Source organism: Corynebacterium tuscaniense DNF00037 (assembly GCF_000759055.1).
GTDB lineage: Bacteria > Actinomycetota > Actinomycetes > Mycobacteriales > Mycobacteriaceae > Corynebacterium > Corynebacterium tuscaniense.
The window spans coordinates 15,003-36,321 of sequence record NZ_JRNG01000035.1 but is presented as its reverse complement, the minus strand read 5'-3'; the positions used below and the strand labels follow the sequence as shown (position 1 = coordinate 36,321).

General features: G+C 57.6%; 12 protein-coding genes and 1 CRISPR repeat array. All 12 genes read left to right on the top strand.

The annotated features are described in order from the left end of the window. Positions 1 to 34 precede the first annotated feature (34 nt). A CRISPR array of direct repeats spans positions 35 to 1,100; the repeat unit is 28 nt; unit sequence GGCTCATCCCCGCTTACGCGGGGAACAC. Positions 1,101 to 1,459: 359 nt separating this feature from the next. The 12 genes from cas3 to HMPREF2129_RS07945 all read left to right on the top strand — a co-directional run bounded on the left by cas3 (position 1,460) and on the right by HMPREF2129_RS07945 (position 21,319). Continuing rightward, entirely contained in the window at positions 1,460 to 4,162 is a 2,703-nt protein-coding gene (gene cas3 / locus HMPREF2129_RS07995; RefSeq protein WP_269544956.1) for a CRISPR-associated helicase Cas3', read from the top strand. A gap of 73 nt (positions 4,163 to 4,235) precedes the next feature. Further along, complete coding sequence (gene casA, locus HMPREF2129_RS07990; protein ID WP_034665224.1) at positions 4,236 to 5,939, top strand: type I-E CRISPR-associated protein Cse1/CasA; 1,704 nt, start codon at positions 4,236 to 4,238, stop codon at positions 5,937 to 5,939. Then, a complete protein-coding gene (gene casB, locus HMPREF2129_RS07985) occupies positions 5,936 to 6,583 on the top strand; it encodes a type I-E CRISPR-associated protein Cse2/CasB (protein ID WP_034665223.1) in 648 nt (215 codons plus the stop codon). Before casA ends, casB begins: the two co-directional genes overlap by 4 nt. Before the next feature lie 12 nt (positions 6,584 to 6,595). Next, positions 6,596 to 7,768 carry a type I-E CRISPR-associated protein Cas7/Cse4/CasC gene (cas7e, locus tag HMPREF2129_RS07980; protein WP_034665222.1) on the top strand — a complete coding sequence of 391 codons (1,173 nt, stop codon included), beginning with the start codon at positions 6,596 to 6,598 and terminating at the stop codon, positions 7,766 to 7,768. Continuing rightward, positions 7,768 to 8,490 (top strand): type I-E CRISPR-associated protein Cas5/CasD, encoded by a 723-nt coding sequence (cas5e, locus tag HMPREF2129_RS07975; RefSeq protein WP_034665221.1) that lies wholly within the window; start codon positions 7,768 to 7,770, stop codon positions 8,488 to 8,490. The genes cas7e and cas5e overlap by 1 nt, the downstream gene beginning before the upstream one ends. After that, positions 8,487 to 9,188, top strand: coding sequence for a type I-E CRISPR-associated protein Cas6/Cse3/CasE (gene cas6e / locus HMPREF2129_RS07970; RefSeq protein WP_034665219.1), 702 nt, complete (start codon positions 8,487 to 8,489; stop codon positions 9,186 to 9,188). Before cas5e ends, cas6e begins: the two co-directional genes overlap by 4 nt. 1 nt (position 9,189) lies before the next feature. After that, a complete protein-coding gene (gene cas1e / locus HMPREF2129_RS07965; protein ID WP_034665216.1) occupies positions 9,190 to 10,128 on the top strand; it encodes a type I-E CRISPR-associated endonuclease Cas1e in 939 nt (312 codons plus the stop codon). Then, on the top strand, positions 10,125 to 10,460 hold the full coding sequence (cas2e, locus tag HMPREF2129_RS10855) for a type I-E CRISPR-associated endoribonuclease Cas2e (RefSeq protein WP_084576691.1): 336 nt from the start codon (positions 10,125 to 10,127) through the stop codon (positions 10,458 to 10,460). Before cas1e ends, cas2e begins: the two co-directional genes overlap by 4 nt. Before the next feature lie 69 nt (positions 10,461 to 10,529). Beyond that, positions 10,530 to 11,495, top strand: coding sequence for a DUF3068 domain-containing protein (locus HMPREF2129_RS07960; RefSeq protein ID WP_034665214.1), 966 nt, complete (start codon positions 10,530 to 10,532; stop codon positions 11,493 to 11,495). A 305-nt stretch (positions 11,496 to 11,800) separates the two neighbouring features. Then, positions 11,801 to 15,298 carry a DNA-directed RNA polymerase subunit beta gene (gene rpoB / locus HMPREF2129_RS07955; RefSeq protein ID WP_034665212.1) on the top strand — a complete coding sequence of 1,166 codons (3,498 nt, stop codon included), beginning with the start codon at positions 11,801 to 11,803 and terminating at the stop codon, positions 15,296 to 15,298. Positions 15,299 to 15,384: 86 nt separating this feature from the next. After that, a complete protein-coding gene (locus HMPREF2129_RS07950) occupies positions 15,385 to 19,395 on the top strand; it encodes a DNA-directed RNA polymerase subunit beta' (RefSeq protein ID WP_034665209.1) in 4,011 nt (1,336 codons plus the stop codon). Positions 19,396 to 19,702: 307 nt separating this feature from the next. Next, entirely contained in the window at positions 19,703 to 21,319 is a 1,617-nt protein-coding gene (locus tag HMPREF2129_RS07945; RefSeq protein WP_034665206.1) for a SpaH/EbpB family LPXTG-anchored major pilin, read from the top strand.

Genomic DNA, 21,319 nt, shown 5'->3' with positions numbered 1-21,319 from the left:
TGAGGCCTTTGGTGTTTCAATGTCTACAGAAGCCGGCTCATCCCCGCTTACGCGGGGAACACTGCTTATTGATCTCCCCCTGCTGAGCATTCCACGGCTCATCCCCGCTTACGCGGGGAACACTCCCTAATTTTCCGGCCACCGTAGTACATTTCCGGCTCATCCCCGCTTACGCGGGGAACACGTGACGGTGCTGCGCTCGCTGGCGTCAACCGCGGGCTCATCCCCGCTTACGCGGGGAACACCCCCCCTTATCCTCTGGGATGACATACAGCACAGGCTCATCCCCGCTTACGCGGGGAACACACGGACGGTAAAACCGCTGGTGAGCTTCAAGGCGGCTCATCCCCGCTTACGCGGGGAACACCGGCGTGTGTTTTTCGTCCCCTGTTATGCGGTGGGCTCATCCCCGCTTACGCGGGGAACACGCCCATGCGTCGAAAGAGCGCTGGTCGGCGCGGGGCTCATCCCCGCTTACGCGGGGAACACAAGGTGCGTCGATCCACCATTGCCATTTCACGGGGCTCATCCCCGCTTACGCGGGGAACACGGTTTTCGGAGGGGCATGCTATTCGGGCCGCGGGGCTCATCCCCGCTTACGCGGGGAACACTAAGCAGGCGCAGCGGAACATTGGGGCTGCGGTGGGCTCATCCCCGCTTACGCGGGGAACACGTCCGGTCCAGGCAGATCATGCATTCGTAGGAGGGCTCATCCCCGCTTACGCGGGGAACACTGTGCGTCGAACATCTGCGCGACGGCCTTCATGGGCTCATCCCCGCTTACGCGGGGAACACGGCGCCCCGGCGGCAGCCGACGAGGTGCTACTGGGCTCATCCCCGCTTACGCGGGGAACACTCCAGGTTGACAGGAGTGATTGATGCCGACGAGGGCTCATCCCCGCTTACGCGGGGAACACCCCCGGCGTGGCTCACGAAATCAACCGGCCCGAGGCTCATCCCCGCTTACGCGGGGAACACTGTGGGCTGTTGAACGTGACCACACCGGCATTGGGCTCATCCCCGCTTACGCGGGGAACACTATCTATCACGCGACCGTTCAGGATGCGGGATGGGCTCATCCCCGCTTACGCGGGGAACACCCTCCCTGAACTGGAGGGGGAGTGACTGTCCACTCTAAATTGGGACAACTTAAAGCCCAACCCGATGTTACCTCGCTTACGTGGGGATGTGAGCGAATCGCAAAAAGCAGGGATATATCTCACGAAAAGTGCATAGGCTAATTACCGGTAATTGACAAAGCAAACCAAAGTCAGTGTTTGCTTTGAGCTTGAAAGTTTAGGTCTCGCTGACTGTGAGACTTTGTACAAAACTGATGATCACCGCACTGCCTGCCTCTATCAAGGAGAAGACCATGGAGGGACGACACAACATCCCGCTTTTCGGAGAATCTCTTCGAGGGCTTCTTGATCCCCCAAAATTCAGTGAACGATCTCGGGCGTTGTGGGCAAAATCGGGGGACGAAAGCGGAAGCCTTAGCCTTCCTCAGCACCTCATGGATGCTGCTGGGGTGGCTGCAGTGGTTTACGACACCTGGGTAGCGAAACCTCTGAAGCGCAGGTTGTCAGAAGGCTTGGATCTTACTGATGAGCAAGTACGGGATCTGTATGTCTGGCTTGCGGGGACCCACGACGTGGGCAAGGCCTGCCTCAAATTCCAGACTCAAGTGGAAAGAAGGGGAGGATTCGAGCATCTCATTTCTACCCTGTCGGATGCTGGTCTTCCATTGCGCATGAGTGGTTTGGAAGAAACGGTTAGTCGACTGCCGCACAATATCTGTTCCGGACTTCTGATCAAGGACTGGCTTATGGATCTGGGGTTTGACAAGCACAGTGCAGAGTGGATCGCTTCTGTTTCCGACGCGCACCACGGTATTCCATCTTCAGGTGAGGAGCAGGATCACGCAGAGACGATCTTGGGTGACTACTCTCGCGAATGGCGAGAGGTGCATGCTGAGCTGCTGGATTCCATGGCCGACGCCACGGAGGTAGGACCGACGCTGGAAGCACTGAAAGTGCGGGCAAGACCGCACGCTGCGGTGATGCAGTTGCTCACCGGGCTCGTCGTCATTGCTGACTGGATTGCATCCAACGCCGATGCATTTCCCATGGTGGTCTCTGGGAGTCAGAAAGATCGCATTCGTGCCGGCATGCAAGCAACGGACATAACGGGTCCGTGGCATGGCAGGGTGGTGGACGGTGATGTTGACAAGCAATATCAAAGCTCTTTTGACTGGCCTGAAAACTATCGCGCGAGAAGCGTCCAGGTGGCGATGGCCGAGGCTGCTAAGAAGGTTACCGAACCCTCCTTGATTATTCTTGAAGCTGAAACTGGTGTAGGAAAGACGGAGGCCGCCCTAGCTGCGGCGCACATCATTGCGAATTCCACCGATGCCCAGGGAATTTATTTCGCAGCGCCCACGATGGCCACGGCTAATGGTTTGCTCGAGCGGACTATCGCTTGGGCTGAAAACACCACTGAATCAGGTGCTGTTTCATCTCTCTACCTGGCTCATTCAAAGAACCAATTGGCTCAGTCTTTCCGGGAGTTGCGATTCCGGGGTATTGGGGAGGACGGTCCAGCTGGTGAAAACGTTGTTGCCAGTTCGTGGATGAGTGGGCGGCGTCGCGGTCTGCTCTCAAATGTGGTTGTGGGAACTGTTGACCAGGTGCTCATGATGGCGTTGCAACAGCGGTATTCGATGCTGCGCCATGTCGCGTTGGCGGGAAAAATCATTATTTTCGACGAGGTCCATGCATTTGACACGTATACCTCTGACTACCTTGAAACTACTCTTGAATGGCTGGCGGAGTACGGCGTGACAGTCATCATGATGTCTGCGACGCTGCCGCCCGAGCGCAGAAACGCACTGGTCAAGGCTTTCTCCGGTCGGGAAATCGCGGAGCCTTCGAATGCGTATCCGCTCATTACCGTGGCCTCCGAATCGGGGCAGCGAAACCTCGCGCCCGAACCTAGCCCCACGAACCTCGAAGCAACAATGGAGGTTATCGATGATTCGCTCGATGCTCTTCAGCAGCGCATTGGAGATGTGCTTGAGGATGGCGGCGTGGCCCTCATTATCTGCAACACCATTGCGCGAGCCCAAGAAACATACAGTGCCTTAAAGCAGTCTTATCCTGACGAAGTTGAGTTGCACCACGCGGGATTCATGGCCTGGGAGCGTTCAGAGAAGGAAGACCGCTTGCGTGGGGAGCTCGGTCCCGACGCCCACCGCGGTGCGGGGAGGCCAGATCGAAAGATCGTGGTTGCCACTCAGGTGGCGGAGCAGAGCCTCGATATCGACGCTGATGTCCTAGTCACTGACATTGCCCCGATGGACCTGATTATTCAGCGTATTGGGCGTTTGCATAGGCATGATCGCCCGAAGACTGACCGCCCGCAACTGGTATGGGAACCGAAAGTGTTTGTCCGAGGGATCGAGTCCCAGACCCCTTGCCCAGTTCTCAATTCGGGAGCTGAAACCATCTACGGGGCGAAGGTTCTGCTTTCAACCATCCTCCATTTGCCCACGACGTTTAGACGTCCGAATGATGTAGCTGAGCTTGTGCGTCAGGTCTATGCCGCCGAACAAGACATTCCCGCGGAGTGGATGGAGGAATGGGAGAAAGCACTTGTTGATGAAGATGGGCGGGTGCAGAGAGCGCATGGTCGATCGAAGAGCTTCCGCATTCCATCGCCTCACGGGTGCACGAAACTGAGCGATCTGTTCGGTGATCAAAAACAGGCTGCCTTCGCCCTCGGGAAAGAAGAAGCGGGTGCGGCGCAAGTGCGCGACGCTGAGCCGGCAGTTGAGGTTATTCCCATCTCTGGTGATGCGGAGGAGTACGTGCCACTGGGCACCGACTGGATGATCACTGGTGATCCCGAACTTAATTACCGCCAGGCGTTCCACCTGGCGTCAAGTACCGTTCGGCTTCCAACGCGAATGGCTCGGGAGGACACGGATTTTGAGGACGTAGTTGGGTCGTTGGAACAACAAACACCCATGGCGTGGAACAAGCACTATTTGCTCAAAGGTCAGTTAGCTCTGCCTCTTGATGGGGACGGGGAGGCAGTCTTGGGGCGGTTCACAGTGAGGTACACCTCAGAGCTCGGAATCGAAATTTTGAGCGATAAGTCTTGATGGTATGTCGCGCATGGTTCCTAACATCCGAGATGACAAGACCCGCTAATACAAGAAGGAAGGAGAAATTGGAGTGAGACAACCGGATAATCATCCGTCGTTCAACCTGCTTGATCAGCCGTGGATAATCTGCGTGACTGCGACGGGGCCCGACAAACTGAGCATCCGCCAAATTTTCGACGGCACGGCGACCCCCATCCAAGTCCTCGGGGATTCCCCGACTCAGGATTACGCAGTGTTGCGTGTACTACTGGCTATTTTCTGGCGGGCTCACCGCGGTAGCCCGGAAGATTCACCAAGTTGGGAGCAGTGGTTCATTGCGAAACGAAAGGAGCTGATTGAACAGAACCGGGACGATCGGGTATTGGAGTATTTAGACAGCTACCGGCATCGCTTCGAACTGTTTGACCCCGAGAAGCCTTTCATGCAAGTAGCCAATCTTGACACCACTACGGCCACTCGAAAGCCAGTCTCTCTCATCGTGCCAGATTCTAAGGGCGACTACTTCACCATGCGCACGCACGAAGGTCGCAGCTTCTTAGCGTTTGATGAAGCAGCGCGATGGCTTATCCATACCCAGGCGTATGACTACGCAGGGATCAAATCGGGCGTTATCGGAGATCCACGGGTGGAAAACGGCAAAGGTTTTGCCAGCGGCCTCGGCTGGGCGGGCATGACCGGTGGAACTGTCATCCGGGGGCGTTCGCTTCTGGAAACACTTCTGCTTAACACCACTCCGCAGGTCCTTGCTGATGAGGCTGCAGAAGACCTACCGGTGTGGGAGCGAGAGGCTGATACAGCTGCGCAGCGCAATGATCGCACAGGCAAACTAGATAAACCCCTAGCCGTTCAACCACAAGGGGCCGCTGACTTGGCCACTTGGCAGTCTCGAAGAATTCGCCTCTTCCCGGAGGGGAACCGAGTAGGAGCAGTGTTGGTCAGCATCGGCGACCAAATCCCCGACGGTGGGAAAAACGTGCTTGAGGACCCAATGACACCTTATATTTATCGCGAAAAGCAGAAGAAAGCCCAGTCGGGCATCTTCCCCAAACCGTACGATGCACAACGCACTATGTGGCGGTCACTCGACGCATTGCTTGTTTCTGAGGTGGACTCCGGGTTAACAAGCAGGAGCAATGTACCGACTCGACCTGCAACCCTGCTTAATTTCTCCAATATCGCACGGGAACAGGGATCAAACGAAATTGCAGATGTCAGCATCGTATCCATGGGATACCAAGAACCGAAAAAGGTGTCTATTGTCGCGGTGATCACTGGCAGCATTGGTCTGCCCCTATCATTATTGCAAGATGACAGCATCTCTCGGGTCCACCGACAGTATGTTAGAGACGCCGCCGATGCCACCCGTAACGCTGCGAAAACGCTCGGCAAGTTTGTTGGACAGCTCGCTGTGGCCGCCGGGGGCAAGTACATCTTCGATACGGATGCAGCGGATCGCCTATACACCGTCTTAGAGCCACTATTTATCAATTGGCTGCGCGGTCTGGACCTCGAAAACATAGAAGAGGAGGCCGCTTTCTGGCAGAAGCAGATCCGCGAGCACCTTTTCCATATTGCTGACGAAGCAGTGCGCGGAGCTGGACAGAAAGCTCTCATCGGCCGTGTCATTGATGGCGGTAAAGGCGGGGCTGGCCGAGTGTACAGCACTGGGGCACTGTATCGCAGCCTGCAATACCAAGTAGCCCAAGATCTTCCCCTCCTACGTGAACATGAAAGAGAAGAAAGAGAACTGCGACAGAAAGGCAGCCAGTCATGAGTGCACCAAACCTTCGGTTCAGTGTCGCAAACACGGCGAACCGATTGCAGACGAACTACCTTGAACGGCCCGAATCAATCGAGGGCAGTGAAGCACGCCGGGTTTTAGCCGAGTTGCGTAAGAGTGCGGCACGAAAGTTCGGAACTGATCCGCTTGCTCTCCAGCGTGTCCTGAGCACCCTTAACCCGCCGCTCAGCGAGGGGGAGCTCGGCCGTGGTGATGCGCCCTCGCCGTCCGAATCTGCGGCGTACTACGCACTCACGCTCTTTGCACTGCAAATGCAAAGCGCCACCACACCGGCACATTCTGAAGATCGTACCTTCGCAATGGCCTGTGGCCGACTGCAAGGTATCAGCGATTCGGGATCCCTCAAAGCTCGTTTTGACGCTATGCAGACGGCCCGTGAAGAAGCGTCGCGTCTGATTCATTTGCGCACGCTGGTCTCTCTCTTGAAAGGAGAAAAGCTCGCGTTCGATTATGGCGCGCTTGCGGCTGATCTCCGTAGTCTCCAGTACCCGGCTCGTCGTGACGGCGTTCTCCTACGTTGGGGGCGCGATTATGCAGTCGGAATGCCCCGCCCATCCCAGCAAGACTCACCACTCACGGAATCTGAATCTTCGGATCTCCCCTCCACCACCAACTAGAAAGGCAAACTCATGTCCCTCATCATTGATATCCACGCACTCCAGACCATCCCGCCGTCCCTGATCAACCGCGATGACACCGGCGCGCCGAAGACTGCGGTTTTTGGTGGTGTTCCTCGCCAACGTGTGTCCTCGCAATCCTGGAAACGAGCAATTCGGCATTACTTCAAGAACCAGTTTGATAGCGAACAGATTGGTGACCGTTCGAAGCGCCTGCCGGAAAAGATTGCAAAGCTACTTGAGGCTAAGGGGCTTGAGCAATCTGAGGCCATTGCGCGGAGCGAGAAGCTGTTCAACGCAGCGGACATCACAACCGAAGTAGACAAGAAACCGAAGAAAGTCGAGGAGGATGCGCCGGAACACAACCCGTACCCTCGTACGACCGTCCTCATCTTCCTCAGCCAGCAACAAATCAACCGCGCGGTCGAGGAGCTCCTCGCGCGCGGTGATGCAAAACTGACGAAGAACCAAGCCAAGGACATTCTGAATAAGGACCGCTCCGTGGATATGGCCATGTTCGGCCGCATGCTTGCGAAAGACCCAGAGTATAACGTCGATGCTGCAGTCCAGGTTGCACACGCCATCGGGATACACAAGTCCACTCCGGATTTTGACTATTTCACAGGGGTCGATGATCTCAATGAAGAAGACAAAATGACGGGCGCAGCCATGATTGACACTGTCCAGATGATGTCTTCCACCCTATACCGGTATGCAACCGTCAACCTGAAGGGACTGGAAGAGAACTTGGGCTCCGCCAAGGTGGCACGTCAGGCTGCAACGCAGTTCATCGAGGCCTTCATTGCATCGATGCCCACCGGCAAGATCAACACCTTTGCGAACCAGACCCTGCCTGAGCTGGTGTACGTCGCTATTCGTGACACGCGCCCAGTGTCCTTGGTCAATGCTTTTGAAACTCCAGTGCTCGAGGAGGCCTCCGACACCTTCGAGTTCGAGTCGGGAGCCAAGGTTGAAGCAAAGTCTCGTCGCTCTGTTGCAGCGGCACGCCTCGCACAGGAGGCACACGACGTGCAGGAGGTCTACGGCTTCAAGCCACAAGCAGCCTTCGTGCTTGGTTTGGGTGATCTTGCAGAGCCTTTCGAGGGGCTCGCTGAGAAGACCACGTTGACAGAACTCATCGATCGTGTTGCCGGTGAGCTGAAGAGCCTCGCGGGTGATAACTAGTGTCTCACTCACTGTTACTCCTTTTAAAGGGGCCGATGCAGTCCTGGGGTGATGAGTCCCGGTTTAAAACCCGAGCAACTGCAACCACCCCCACGAAGTCCGGGATCGTAGGTCTCATTGCTGCGGCGCAAGGTCGACGTCGTACAGATGAGATCGAAGATCTTGCGGCTTTGAAGATGGCAGTCCGCGTCGACCAATCGGGCAGTCTTCTGCGGGATTTCCAGACAGCATACTTTCGGGGAACGAAGACAACAAGCAAGAATAATGTTGTCAGGCGTTATTTTCTTTCGGACGCTGCATTCCTGGTTGCTGTGGAATCAGATGATCGAGCTCTGTTGGAAAACATCGCCGACGCATTGAAGTCCCCAGCATTTCCACTGTTCATGGGGCGTCGTTCGTGTCCGGTGCATCCGGGTCTTGTTGTTGGGATCGTTGACACTTCTGGGGAGCAGGCACTTCGAGAGCATGGCACCTGGTATGCCACTGCCCAACACAAGAGGCAGTCGCCCAAAAATGTTTCGTTGGCTCTCTACCGGGACGCATTGCCAGCCGAGCAAGGTGGCGTGCCCCGCCAGGATGTCCCGTTGTCCTTTGACCCGCAACACCGCCGTTACGGGTGGCGTGACGTTATCCGATGCGATGACGTAGAGATGCACAACCCTGAGGGGAAGGAACACACATCACCCCGGGATATCTACTTTGAAACGGTGGTGCAGGCATGAGCACGCTGACACGAATCTCAATCAACCCAGCGCGGAGAAATGGGCGGAAGCTCCTCACGAATCCCCAGGCTATGCACGCTGCTGTACGGGCATCCTTCCCGCCGGACATTGCAGATAATGACGGACGAGTGTTGTGGCGCGTAGACACCCAAGACCACGAATCTGTGTTGTACATCGTTGGGCCGGAGAAGCCCACGGGTGCTCTCATCGTGGAACAAGCAGGTTGGGATAGCCGCCCAGCGCAGAGCGCCGACTATGACCGTTTCTTAAATTCCCTGATGAAGGGGCAGCGCTGGCATTTCGAGATCGTCGGGAATCCCACGTATTCGGAACCAAATGGGAAGCGCGGAAAAGTTAAGGCGCATGTTTCAGTCCGACATCAACTTGGCTGGTTGTACAAACAGGCAGGGCGACATGGTTTTGCGCTTGCCCCGCAAATTGAAGATGAATGTTCTGATGAAGAGCGCTCTCGTTGGGCCATTAGTGACATTCCAATGGTGACGGAGCGGTGGACGGATGTGTTTGGAAAAGGAAAAGAGACACGTAGTTCCCGCAATAAGGTGCGCATCGCGAAAGCACGTTTTTCCGGCACGCTTGAGATCACCGATGCGGAGGCGCTGCGGCGCGCGTTGACTGATGGTATCGGGCGTGCCCGTGCTTATGGCTGTGGCCTACTGACGTTGGCGCCGGTGAAATAAAGTGGCGACACCGCAGGAACTCCCGATCACCCGGCATGCCTTAGCGCAGATGGGTGATCGAGTCTCATTCCTTTATGTTGAGCGTGCGACGATCAACCGTGACGGCAATGCGCTCACAATCACCGATCAGCGGGGAGTGGCGCATGTGCCTGCTACTCAACTGGCGGTGCTCCTCCTCGGACCGGGAACCCGCATCACCTATGCAGCGATGGCGCTGCTCGGCGACGCCGGGACGTCAACTGTCTGGGTGGGGGAGCGGGGCGTCCGTTACTACGCCAGTGGCCGACCCCCTGCGAAGTCCTCCCGCATGGCGGAGCTTCAGGCTGCAGTCGTATCACACCAAAGAAAAAGGCTGGACTGCGCAAAACGGATGTACAGCTTACGGTTCCCCGGCGAGGATCTCACTGGGCTGTCCATGGCAAAGCTCAGGGGCAGGGAAGGGGCTCGCATGAAGAAGGTCTATGCAGCTGAGGCGGCTCGTACCGGTGTGTACTGGGACCGCAGGAGTTATGACCCGAATGACTTTGATTCCTCTACCCCGATCAACCAAGCGTTAACCGCGGCGAGTGCAGCTCTTTATGGCATCGCTCATGCCGTTATAGCTGGCATGGGATTCATTCCTGCGCTTGGTGTTATTCACACCGGCACTGATCGCTCTTTCGTCTATGACATTGCTGACCTGTATAAGGCGGAAATTGCGATTCCTGCGGCGTTCGATGCCGTTGCCAGTGGGGAAGGGTTGCCCTCGGTAACCGTGCGGAGAATGGTGAGGGACGCGGTCGTCCAAAAGCGACTCATGCAGCGCATGGTGCGCGACCTGAAATACGTGATGGACGTGCCCGAGGAGGAGCCCTTCAGTGATGCTGAGCTGCTGTTGTGGAGCGAGCTCGAAGTTATTGCATCGGGTGTGAACTGGGCAGAACACGAGACGCTCACGTGATTGTTCTAGTAGTAACGGCGTGCCCTGCCGGTTTGCGCGGGGACCTAACCAAGTGGCTGACGGAGCTCGCACCTGGCACGTTCGTCGGCGCGCCATCGGCACGCGTGCGCGATTTGCTGTGGGATAGGACAACCGAGCTGGTCCGCGATGGACGTGCGCTCATGGTGTATTCCGCCAACAATGAGCAAGGAATGGAGTTTCGGACGCACCGCCACGACTGGGTGCCGACGGACTTTGACGGGCTCACGCTCATGGTAAGACCCGCCGCACCAAGTAAGGCCGTGCGAAGAACTGGATGGAGCAGAGCCCGGCGACAGCGGCGGCGCGGATGAGTGAGCAGAGAACAGTCCGCAGCAACCACCCTTAACGCTTCTGAATGTTTAACCCGTAAACTCGCTGGCATGCTTCCAAAGTCCCGTATTCTTTCTGCTTTCCTCGTTGGTCTGGGTTTGGCGTTGGTTGCGGCGGGGTTGGTGGCGCCGGCGTTTTTGAATGGTGATGCGCGGTTCCCGTTGAACTTGGATAAGACCACGTGGACGTTGAAGGACCCGCAGGCGAAGGTGGGGGAGGACACCACGGCGGTGACGCGCCAGTTGCATATGACGGTGCAAAATCCGGCGACGGATGAGGTGGCGGCGCTGCGTATTGGGGACACGGTGCGGCGGGAGGACAAGGCCGATGATTTGGAGAATCTGATTTCGGCGGCGACATGGTCGTTGGAGATGGACCGTAAAACGGGGGAGTTTGTGGCGCCGGCAAAGTTGAGCACGGTGATGGTGATGCCGGAGGAAGTTGTGCCGGTTGAGGGGGTGTGGCTGAAATTCCCGTCGGATGTGCAGCAGCAGGACTATGAGGTCTTTGAGCCGACTCTGCGCAAGGCGGTTCCGGCGGTCTTTACGGGGGAAGGCGAGATTGGTGAGCGAAAAGTTTATACCTTCACGCAGGAGGTGGCGCCGGTGAATGTGGCCACGTTGTATGCCGCTATGGCGAACACGATCACGACATCGCCAGGGCAGGGTGGGGGCCAGGCGTTTTTGCACCATGAGGCATCGCGGACGTTTACGGTGGACCAGGTCACCGGGTTGGTCGTGGGGATGACGGAGCGGGTGTCTGACTACTATGTCGACCGTGAGGGGAACCGAGTCCAGGATGTCGTATCCTACGACGCGGTGATGGATGAAGCCCAGCAGGTGGGCCTGGCGGAGCAACTGACGGATGTGACGCAGGCGATCTCCCAGACCGTGACGTGGGTGGTTCTTGGTGTGGGTGGGGCGCTGGTTCTTCTCGGATTGGTGGGGGCGTTCCGGCCGGGTGGTGGCCGCCCAAGGGGCGGCCACCGGAAGTCAGACCGGAAACTGGATGCGTAACACGCCGAGGGGTTGTGGCGCATTCGGGATTGGGTGGTAAGGTCCCACGCGAAAGTGACGGAACGATAACGGATTGTTGCGGTCCGGTTAAGCGCTTTACAAACGGCTACTGGGGGTATAAGCTGTCTCCTTGCGCTGGAAGCCGTCACCGGTGCCCAAAAGTAAACCTTGGTACAACGACAGAAAAAGTCGGTTTGACAAGGTGGTTTTGTGCTTTCTAGGGGACGGGAATTCCACTATCAAAGAAATGCTAATTATCCAGCGGGAATGCTTGCATATAGCGCCGTATGTAAGACCCGCGTGAGGTGCTGGAAGGACCCATCTTGGCAGTCTCCCGCCAGACCAAATCGGTGGCCACTATTCCCGGAGCTCCGGAGCGTTACTCGTTCGCTAAGATCGACGAGCCTATTGCTCTGCCCGGACTCCTTGATGTTCAACTTGAATCCTTCGCCTGGCTCGTCGGCACGTCGGAATGGCGTGAGCGCCAGGCTGCCGAGCGCGGGGATGATGCCCGCATTACGTCGGGGCTCGAGGACATCCTCGAGGAGCTCTCCCCGATCCAGGATTACTCCGGCAACATGAGCTTGTCTCTGTCTGAGCCGCGCTTCGAAGACGTGAAGTACACGATCGACGAGTGCAAGGACAAGGACATTAACTACTCCGCGCCGCTGTATGTGACGGCGGAGTTTATTAACAATGACACCCAGGAGATTAAGTCTCAGACTGTCTTCATCGGTGATTTCCCGTTGATGACGGACAAGGGCACGTTCATTGTTAACGGCACGGAGCGCGTTATCGTCTCCCAGCTGGTGCGTTCCCCGGGTGTGTATTTCGATGAGACCATCGATAAGTCTACGGAGCGTCCGCTGCACGCCGTGAAGGTGATTCCGTCACGTGGTGCGTGGCTGGAATTTGACGTGGATAAGCGTGACACGGTTGGTGTGCGTATTGACCGTAAACGCCGTCAGCCGGTGACTGTGTTGCTGAAGGCACTGGGCTGGACTGAGGCTCAGATCAAGGAGCGCTTTGGCTTCTCCGAGATCATGATGTCCACGCTGGAAAATGATGGTGTTGCTAATACCGATGAGGCTCTGCTGGAGATTTACCGCAAGCAGCGTCCGGGTGAGCAGCCGACGCGTGATCTGGCGCAGGCTCTGCTGGAGAACGCATTCTTCCAGCCGAAGCGCTACGACCTCGCGCGAGTAGGCCGTTACAAGGTCAACCGCAAACTCGGTCTGGGCGGTGACCACGATGGTGAACTGACACTGACGGAAGAGGACATTGCTACCACGCTGGAGTACCTCGTGCGCCTGCACGCTGGTGAGCGTGAGATGACCTCCCCGGAGGGCGTGGTCATCCCGATCAATACTGATGACATTGACCACTTTGGTAACCGTCGTCTGCGTACCGTGGGTGAGCTGGTGCAGAACCAGGTGCGTGTTGGTCTGTCCCGTATGGAACGCGTGGTTCGTGAGCGCATGACCACCCAGGATGCGGAGTCCATCACTCCGACCTCCCTGATTAACGTGCGCCCGGTGTCCGCGGCGATCCGTGAGTTCTTTGGTACTTCGCAGCTGTCGCAGTTCATGGACCAGAACAACTCCCTGTCTGGCCTGACGCACAAGCGTCGTCTGTCCGCGCTTGGCCCGGGCGGTCTGTCCCGTGAGCGTGCAGGCATCGAGGTCCGAGACGTTCACCCGTCCCACTACGGCCGCATGTGCCCGATTGAGACTCCGGAAGGCCCGAACATTGGTCTGATTGGTGCTCTGTCTTCTTACGCTCGTGTGAATCCGTTTGGTTTCATTGAGACGCCGTACCAGAAGGTCGTTGACGGTAAGGTCACGGACCAGATTGATTACCTCACCGCTGATGAGGAAGACCGTTACGCAGTTGCTGAGGCTGCTACTGCCCGCGATAAGAACGGCAACATCACGGAAGAGCGTATTGAGGTCCGTCTGAAGGACGGCGATATCGGTGTTGTTGGCGCCAAGAGCGTTGATTACATTGATATTTCCCCGCGTCAGATGGTGTCTGTGGCAACGGCGATGATTCCGTTCCTCGAGCACGATGACGCGAACCGCGCGCTCATGGGTGCGAACATGCAGAAGCAGGCTGTGCCGCTGCTGCGTTCGGATGCTGCATACGTGGCCACTGGTACGGAGCTGCGTGCGGCGTATGACGCAGGTGATATTGTCATCGCTAAGAACGCCGGCGTCGTCGAAGATGTCTCCGGTGACGTGATCACTATCTACGAAGATGATGGTCACCGTGAGTCCTACCTGCTGCGCACCTTCGAGCGCACCAACCAGGGCACCTGCTACAACCAGACTCCGATTGTGTCTGCGGGTGACCGTGTTGAGGCTGGCCAGGTTATCGCTGATGGCCCGGGCACCAAGAACGGTGAGATGGCGCTGGGTACGAACCTGCTCGTGGCATTCATGCCGTGGGAGGGCCACAACTACGAGGACGCCATCATTCTGAACCAGCGTGTGGTGGAGCAGGACATCCTGACTTCCGTGCACATTGAGGAGCACGAGATTGATGCTCGTGACACCAAGCTGGGTGCTGAGGAGATCACGCGTGAGATCCCGAACGTCTCCGAGGATGTGCTGAAGGACCTGGACGAGCGAGGCATCATCCGCATCGGTGCAGATGTCCGCGACGGTGACATCCTCGTGGGTAAGGTCACCCCGAAGGGTGAGACCGAGCTGACTCCGGAGGAGCGCCTGCTGCGCGCCATCTTCGGTGAGAAGGCACGTGAGGTGCGCGATACCTCCCTGAAGGTTCCGCACGGTGAGACCGGTAAGGTCATCGCGGTTCGTCGCTTCTCGCGCGAGGACGATGATGATCTGAGCCCGGGCGTCAACGAGATGATTCGTGTCTACGTTGCTCAGAAGCGCAAGATCCAAGACGGCGATAAGATGGCTGGCCGCCACGGCAACAAGGGTGTTGTGGGCAAGATTCTGCCGCAGGAAGACATGCCGTTCATGGCTGACGGCACCCCGGTAGACATTATTTTGAACACCCACGGTGTGCCGCGTCGTATGAACATTGGTCAGGTCCTTGAGGTCCACCTGGGCTGGCTGGCTAAGGCTGGTTGGACTGTGAACCCGGACGATCCGAAGAACGCGAAGCTGCTGGAGACCCTGCCGGAGCACCTTTATGACGTGCCGGCTGAGTCGTTGACCGCTACCCCGGTGTTCGACGGTGCAACCAACGATGAGATTGCTGGCCTGCTGGCTAACACCAAGCCGAACCGTGACGGTGATGTGATGGTGGATGCGGATGGCAAGACTGTGCTTTTCGACGGACGCTCGGGCGAACCGTTCAAGTACCCGATTTCCGTCGGCTACATGTACATGCTCAAGCTGCACCACCTCGTGGATGAGAAGATTCACGCGCGTTCCACTGGTCCGTACTCCATGATTACGCAGCAGCCGCTGGGCGGTAAGGCCCAGTTCGGTGGCCAGCGCTTCGGCGAGATGGAGGTGTGGGCAATGCAGGCATACGGTGCGGCCTACACCCTGCAGGAGCTTCTGACCATTAAGTCGGATGACGTGGTGGGTCGTGTGAAGGTGTACGAGGCCATCGTGAAGGGTGACAACATCCCAGATCCGGGTATTCCGGAGTCCTTCAAGGTGTTGCTCAAGGAGCTTCAGTCGCTGTGCTTGAACGTGGAGGTTCTGTCCACGGATGGCACGCCGATGGAGCTGTCCGGCGACGATGATGAGTATGACCAGGCCGGATCTTCCCTAGGTATCAACCTGTCCCGTGATGAGGGGTCTGCGGCTGATACGGCGTAGGTGAGACGTCGATAAGCGAAATGGCTTATCGACGAACACCTCAAAGCAACTAGAACTCATAAAAACTACTGAAAAGGAACTTTTACGTGTTTGACGTAAACCTCTTCGATGAGCTCCGCATCGGCCTGGCCACTGCTGATGACATCCGCCGCTGGTCCCACGGCGAGGTGAAGAAGCCGGAGACAATTAACTACCGCACGCTGAAGCCGGAGAAGGATGGCCTCTTCTGTGAGCGCATCTTCGGCCCCACCCGTGACTGGGAGTGCTCCTGCGGTAAGTACAAGCGTGTCCGCTACAAGGGCATTATTTGTGAACGCTGTGGTGTTGAGGTGACCAAGTCCAAGGTGCGCCGTGAGCGCATGGGCCACATTGAGCTGGCTGCTCCGGTCACGCACATCTGGTACTTCAAGGGTGTGCCCTCCCGCCTGGGCTACCTGTTGGATCTGGCTCCGAAGGATCTTGAGCGCATCATTTACTTCGCCGCCAACATCATCACCTCTGTCGATGAGGAGGCACGTCATAATGACATGTCCACTCTCGAGGCTGAGATGATCCTGGAGAAGAAGGAAGTCGAGCAGGACACCGAGGCTGATATTGCTGATCGTGCCCAGAAGCTCGAGGAAGACCTCGCTGCGCTGGAGGCGGAGGGCGCCAATGCGTCTGCCCGCAAGAAGGTACAGAACGCTGCTGACAAGGAAATGCAGCACATGCGCGAGGCTGGCGAGCGCGAAGTCGAGCGCCTGGATGAGATCTGGAACACCTTCATCAAGCTCGCTCCGAAGCAGATGATTATTGATGAGAACCTGTATGAGGAGCTCGTTGACCGCTACGAGGATTACTTCACCGGTGGCATGGGCGCTGAGGCGATCCAGACTCTCATCCGTAACTTCGACCTGGATGCTGAGTCTGAGGAACTGCGCACCATCATTGCTGAAGGCAAGGGCCAGAAGAAGGTTCGTGCTCTGAAGCGCCTGAAGGTTGTCGCTGCTTTCCAGCGTTCTGGCAACGATCCGGCTGGCATGATTCTGGACGCTATCCCGGTGATCCCGCCGGAGCTGCGCCCGATGGTTCAGCTCGATGGTGGCCGCTTTGCCACCTCTGACCTGAATGACCTGTACCGTCGCGTGATCAACCGCAACAACCGTTTGAAGCGCATGATCGATCTGGGTGCACCAGAGATCATCGTGAACAACGAGAAGCGCATGCTGCAGGAATCCGTTGACGCGCTGTTTGACAATGGCCGTCGTGGCCGCCCGGTCACTGGTCCGGGTAACCGCCCGCTGAAGTCCTTGTCTGACTTGCTGAAGGGCAAGCAGGGTCGCTTCCGTCAGAACTTGCTGGGTAAGCGCGTGGACTACTCCGGTCGTTCCGTGATTATCGTCGGCCCGCAGCTGAAGATGCACGAGTGTGGTCTGCCGAAGCTGATGGCACTTGAGCTGTTCAAGCCGTTTGTGATGAAGCGCCTGGTGGACAATGACTACGCGCAGAACATCAAGTCCGCGAAGCGCATGGTGGAGCGCCAGCGCCCTGAGGTGTGGGACGTCCTCGAAGAGGCAATTGCTGAGCACCCGGTGCTGCTCAACCGCGCACCGACGCTGCACCGCCTGGGTATTCAGGCCTTCGAGCCGGTGCTGGTTGAGGGTAAGGCTATCCAGCTGCACCCGCTGGCATGTGAGGCGTTCAACGCTGACTTCGACGGTGACCAGATGGCTGTTCACCTGCCGCTGTCCGCTGAGGCTCAAGCAGAGGCCCGCATTCTCATGCTGTCCTCCAACAACATCCTGTCCCCGGCATCCGGTAAGCCACTGGCTATGCCGCGCCTGGACATGGTGACGGGCCTGTACTTCCTCACCATGGAAAAGGGCGAGCACGAGATCGGCGGCGAGGGCGCTTACGCTCCTGCCGACGAAAACGGGCCGGCACGTGGAACTTACACTGACCACCGCGAGGCCATCATGGCCTACGACCGTGGAGTTCTTGGCCTGCAGGCACCGATCAAGGTACGCATCAGCCACCTCCGCCCGACGGTGGAGATTGAGGCTGAGCAGTTCCCCGATGGTTGGGAGAAGGGGCAGGCCTGGACGGCTGACACTACCCTTGGCCGCATCATGTTCAACGAGATGCTGCCGTTCAACTTCCCGTACCAGGAAGGCGCCATGGTGCGTAAGGGTGGCGGTGCTGGCAAGGTGCTGCTCGGCGACATCATCCAGTCGATGGTGGAGAAGTACCCGATGATCACCGTCGCTCAGACGATGGACAAGCTGAAGGACGCCGGCTTCTACTGGGCTACCCGCTCCGGCATCACCATTGCCATGTCTGACGTTCTGGTTCTTCCGAACAAGGAAGAGATCCTGGAAGAGTACGAGCGCGAGGCCGCGACCATTGAGCGTAAGTTCTGGGAGAAAGGTGCTCTGACCGAGGAGAACCGTTACGACCGTCTGGTGGAGCTGTGGCAGGACGCCACCAACAAGGTGGGTCAGGCTGTGGAGGACCTCTACCCGGATGATAACCCGATCCCGATGATCGTGAAGTCCGGTGCTGCCGGTAACATGCGCCAGATCTGGACACTGGCCGGCATGAAGGGCATGGTTGTGAACTCCCGTGGTGAGTACATCACCCGCCCGATCAAGACCTCCTTCCGTGAAGGCCTGTCCGTGATGGAGTACTTCAACAACTCCCACGGTTCCCGTAAGGGCCTGGCCGATACGGCTCTGCGTACCGCTGACTCCGGCTACCTCACCCGTCGTCTCGTTGACGTGGCGCAGGATGTCATCGTCCGCGAAGAGGACTGTGGCACCCACCAGGGCGTCAAGGTTCCTGTCGCAGAAGCGACAGGAACGGACAAGGACAAGAAGTTTGTCCGGCACGACCTCATTGAGACCTCCGTGTCCGGTCGCGTGCTGGCATCTGATGCTGCTGACGCGAACGGAAATGTAGTCGTCGCTGCTGGTGAGGACCTCACTGAGGAGCGTATTGACGCACTCGTGGAAGCCGGCATCACCGAGATCAAGGTCCGCTCCGTGCTGACCTGCCAGACCCCGACGGGTGTGTGCGCGAAGTGCTACGGCAAGTCCATGGCCACCGGCAAGCTGGTGGACATTGGTGAAGCTGTAGGTATCGTCGCTGCCCAGTCCATTGGTGAGCCGGGTACTCAGCTGACCATGCGTACGTTCCACCAGGGTGGTGTCGGTGGTGACATTACCGGTGGTTTGCCGCGTGTTCAGGAGCTGTTTGAGGCACGTGTGCCGAAGAACCGCGCCCCGATTGCGTCCGTCGCCGGTGAGATTTCGCTGGAGGATGAGGGCAATTTCTGGACGTTGACCATTCACCCGGAGGATGGCTCCGATGATGTGATCTACGAGAAGCTGTCCAAGCGCCAGGGCTTGGCTCAGGTGCGTCGCCCGATGGAGTCCAACCCGGACGCCATGATCGAGCGCTCCCTTAAGGATGGCGACAAGGTCCAGGTCGGTGACCGCCTGCTGCGCGGTGCTGCTGATCCGCATGACGTGCTGGAGATCCTCGGACGTCGCGGTGTGGAGAAGCACCTTATCGACGAAGTGCAGGCCGTGTACCGCACCCAGGGTGTGTCCATTCACGACAAGCACATCGAGATCATCATCCGTCAGATGCTGCGCCGCGGCACCGTCATCGATGCGGGCTCCACGGAGTTCCTCCCGGGCACTCTCGTGGATCTGTCTGAGGCGCGCCAGATCAACGGTCAGGCTGTGGCCGAGGGTGGCGAGCCGGCAGAGCTGCGCTCGGAGATCATGGGGATTACCAAGGCCTCCCTGGCCACCGAATCTTGGCTGTCTGCCGCTTCCTTCCAGGAGACGACGCGTGTGCTGACGGATGCCGCTATCAACAAGCGCTCTGACAAGCTCATTGGTCTGAAGGAGAACGTGATCATCGGTAAGCTCATCCCGGCTGGTACGGGTATTTCCCGCTACCGCAATATCTCCGTCAAGCCGACGGAAGCCGCACGTTCCGCCGCTTACTCGATCCCGACCTTCGGCGATTCGATCTACGGCGACGAAGGCTACGGCGAGTTCACCGGCGCATCCGTGCCGCTGGATGAGTATGGCTTCGAGCAGTACTAAGAGCTAGGCACTAGCGGCGAACTCCGCGCCGAACCAATAACCCGGTCTTTTCTCCCATACCAGTGGGGGAGAGGGCCGGGTTTTCGTCGTTAATGCATCAGTGCAGTGGCTTCAGCGCTGTGGAGACTAAAGAAAATAGATATAAGTTGCTTTGGAAACCCTATACGCGGTAAGTTTCCCTGTGGCTTCCCTTTCGGAACCTTGGGTTTTTCCTGGGTGCGTGGAGGGGTGCGGTTATCCATTGCCCTCTTGCGTAGGCGTTAGGGCAACATATTTTGTTTCCATGGCACTGATTAAGGAGTCGCCCATGAGCGTTCACACGACCACAATCACCCGGAAGGGCTTAGCCATCGCCACCGCTGGCCTGTTCGCACTGTCTTCCCTGAGCTTCACGCCATTCGCGGTAGCGCAGGATGGGGCCGGCGCTGTCAACTCTGGTTTGGTGAGCCAGCTCAGCAAGACTGAGACTGCGAAGCTGACGATTCACAAGCTCAAGGGCGGCTTTGTCGGGACGAACCAGTACGGTGTCCCGCAGGATGTCGCCGGCACCCCGTTGAAAGGCATCGCCTTTGATATTTACAGGGTGAAAGAAGGCGGCGCTGACATCGACTTGTCCACCATTGAAGGCTGGCAAAAATACAGCGAGCTGGACCCGACGAAGGCGAATGAGTACGCCTCCGAGGCGAACTATGTGAAGACCATTACCACTGGTGATGGTGGCGTAGCCACAGACGAACTGCCCATCGGTGTGTATGTGATCAAGGAGAACCTGGCTAAATCGAACCCCGATCCAGCCGGCACCTACACCCCTGCAGCGCCGTTCATCACAGCACTTCCCTTCACCAACGAGGGTGGCACTGCCTGGAACAAAGACGTTCACGTCTACCCAAAGAACCAAGAAGTGAAGTCCACGAAGGAAGTGGACGACCGCCAGGGTGATCAGAACGAGGACATCCGTCAGGCTGGACAGACGATCAGCTACACGCTCAAAGGCGGTGTCCCCCCGGTTCCGAATACCGTGTCCCAAGACAATAAGTACTTTGACAGGTACGAGCTGATTGATACCTATGACAGTGACAAGTGGACTCCGGACACCTCAACCGTGAAGGTGCAGATCAATGAGGGAGACACTAAGCTCGCTGACCTCGAGGCGGCGGACTTCGAGGTGACGAATCCGGAAAGCAATACCTTTACTATCAAGCTGACCGATGCTGGCCTGCTGAAACTTCGCCACAACGTTGGCGAGAAGACCAACGTGCAGGTTGTTGCCACTATCGACGGCACACTCAAAGCAGACCTCAAACCAGGCACCGTCAAAAACGGTGTAGAAGTTGAGACTGGTAATAGCGGCCAGCCCACGGTGAAAACGCCGAAGTCGGAGGTTGAGTCCAAGTACGGTCGCATCGATGTGACCAAGTTTGCCAAGGAAGGCGATAAGGAGACCAACCTTGCTGGCGCGAAGTTTGAGCTGCACAAGTGCACCAATGCGAACGCTGCTGGCCAGCCAGGCACGTTGATTGAAAAGTCAAAGCAGACTGTCGGTGGCAAGTCTGAGTGGGAAACCGATGCTGAGGGCAAGATCACCATTACTGGTATCCAGCTCGAGGACTGGTTTGACGGCAAGGGGCAGGCAGATTCCTTCGATTATTGCCTGCTTGAGACCAAGGCACCTGAGGGTTACGAACTCCTCCCGCAGCCGATCCTGACCCCGGTGAACACGAACACCCCGGAAACCAAGATCGGTGAGGAAAACCTGCCGTTCACTTTGGTTCAGCGCGTTGAGAACGTTCCCACCACCACCTCTACCTTCAAGCTTCCGTCGACGGGTGAGTGGGGCCGCTGGTGGCTGGTGATCGGCGGTGTGGCAGCGGTCCTGGCTGCGTTGGGTGTGCTGTACCGCAACAACCGTCGCACCAACGCTTAA

Excerpts from the sequence above, each read along its gene's own strand:
- casB (WP_034665223.1), top strand. The coding sequence starts at position 5,936 with ATGAGTGCACCAAACCTTCGGTTCAGTGTCGCAAACACGGCGAACCGA.
- cas7e (WP_034665222.1), top strand. The coding sequence starts at position 6,596 with ATGTCCCTCATCATTGATATCCACGCACTCCAGACCATCCCGCCGTCC.
- HMPREF2129_RS07945 (WP_034665206.1), top strand. The coding sequence starts at position 19,703 with ATGAGCGTTCACACGACCACAATCACCCGGAAGGGCTTAGCCATCGCC.
- cas6e (WP_034665219.1), top strand. The coding sequence starts at position 8,487 with ATGAGCACGCTGACACGAATCTCAATCAACCCAGCGCGGAGAAATGGG.
- HMPREF2129_RS07960 (WP_034665214.1), top strand. The coding sequence starts at position 10,530 with ATGCTTCCAAAGTCCCGTATTCTTTCTGCTTTCCTCGTTGGTCTGGGT.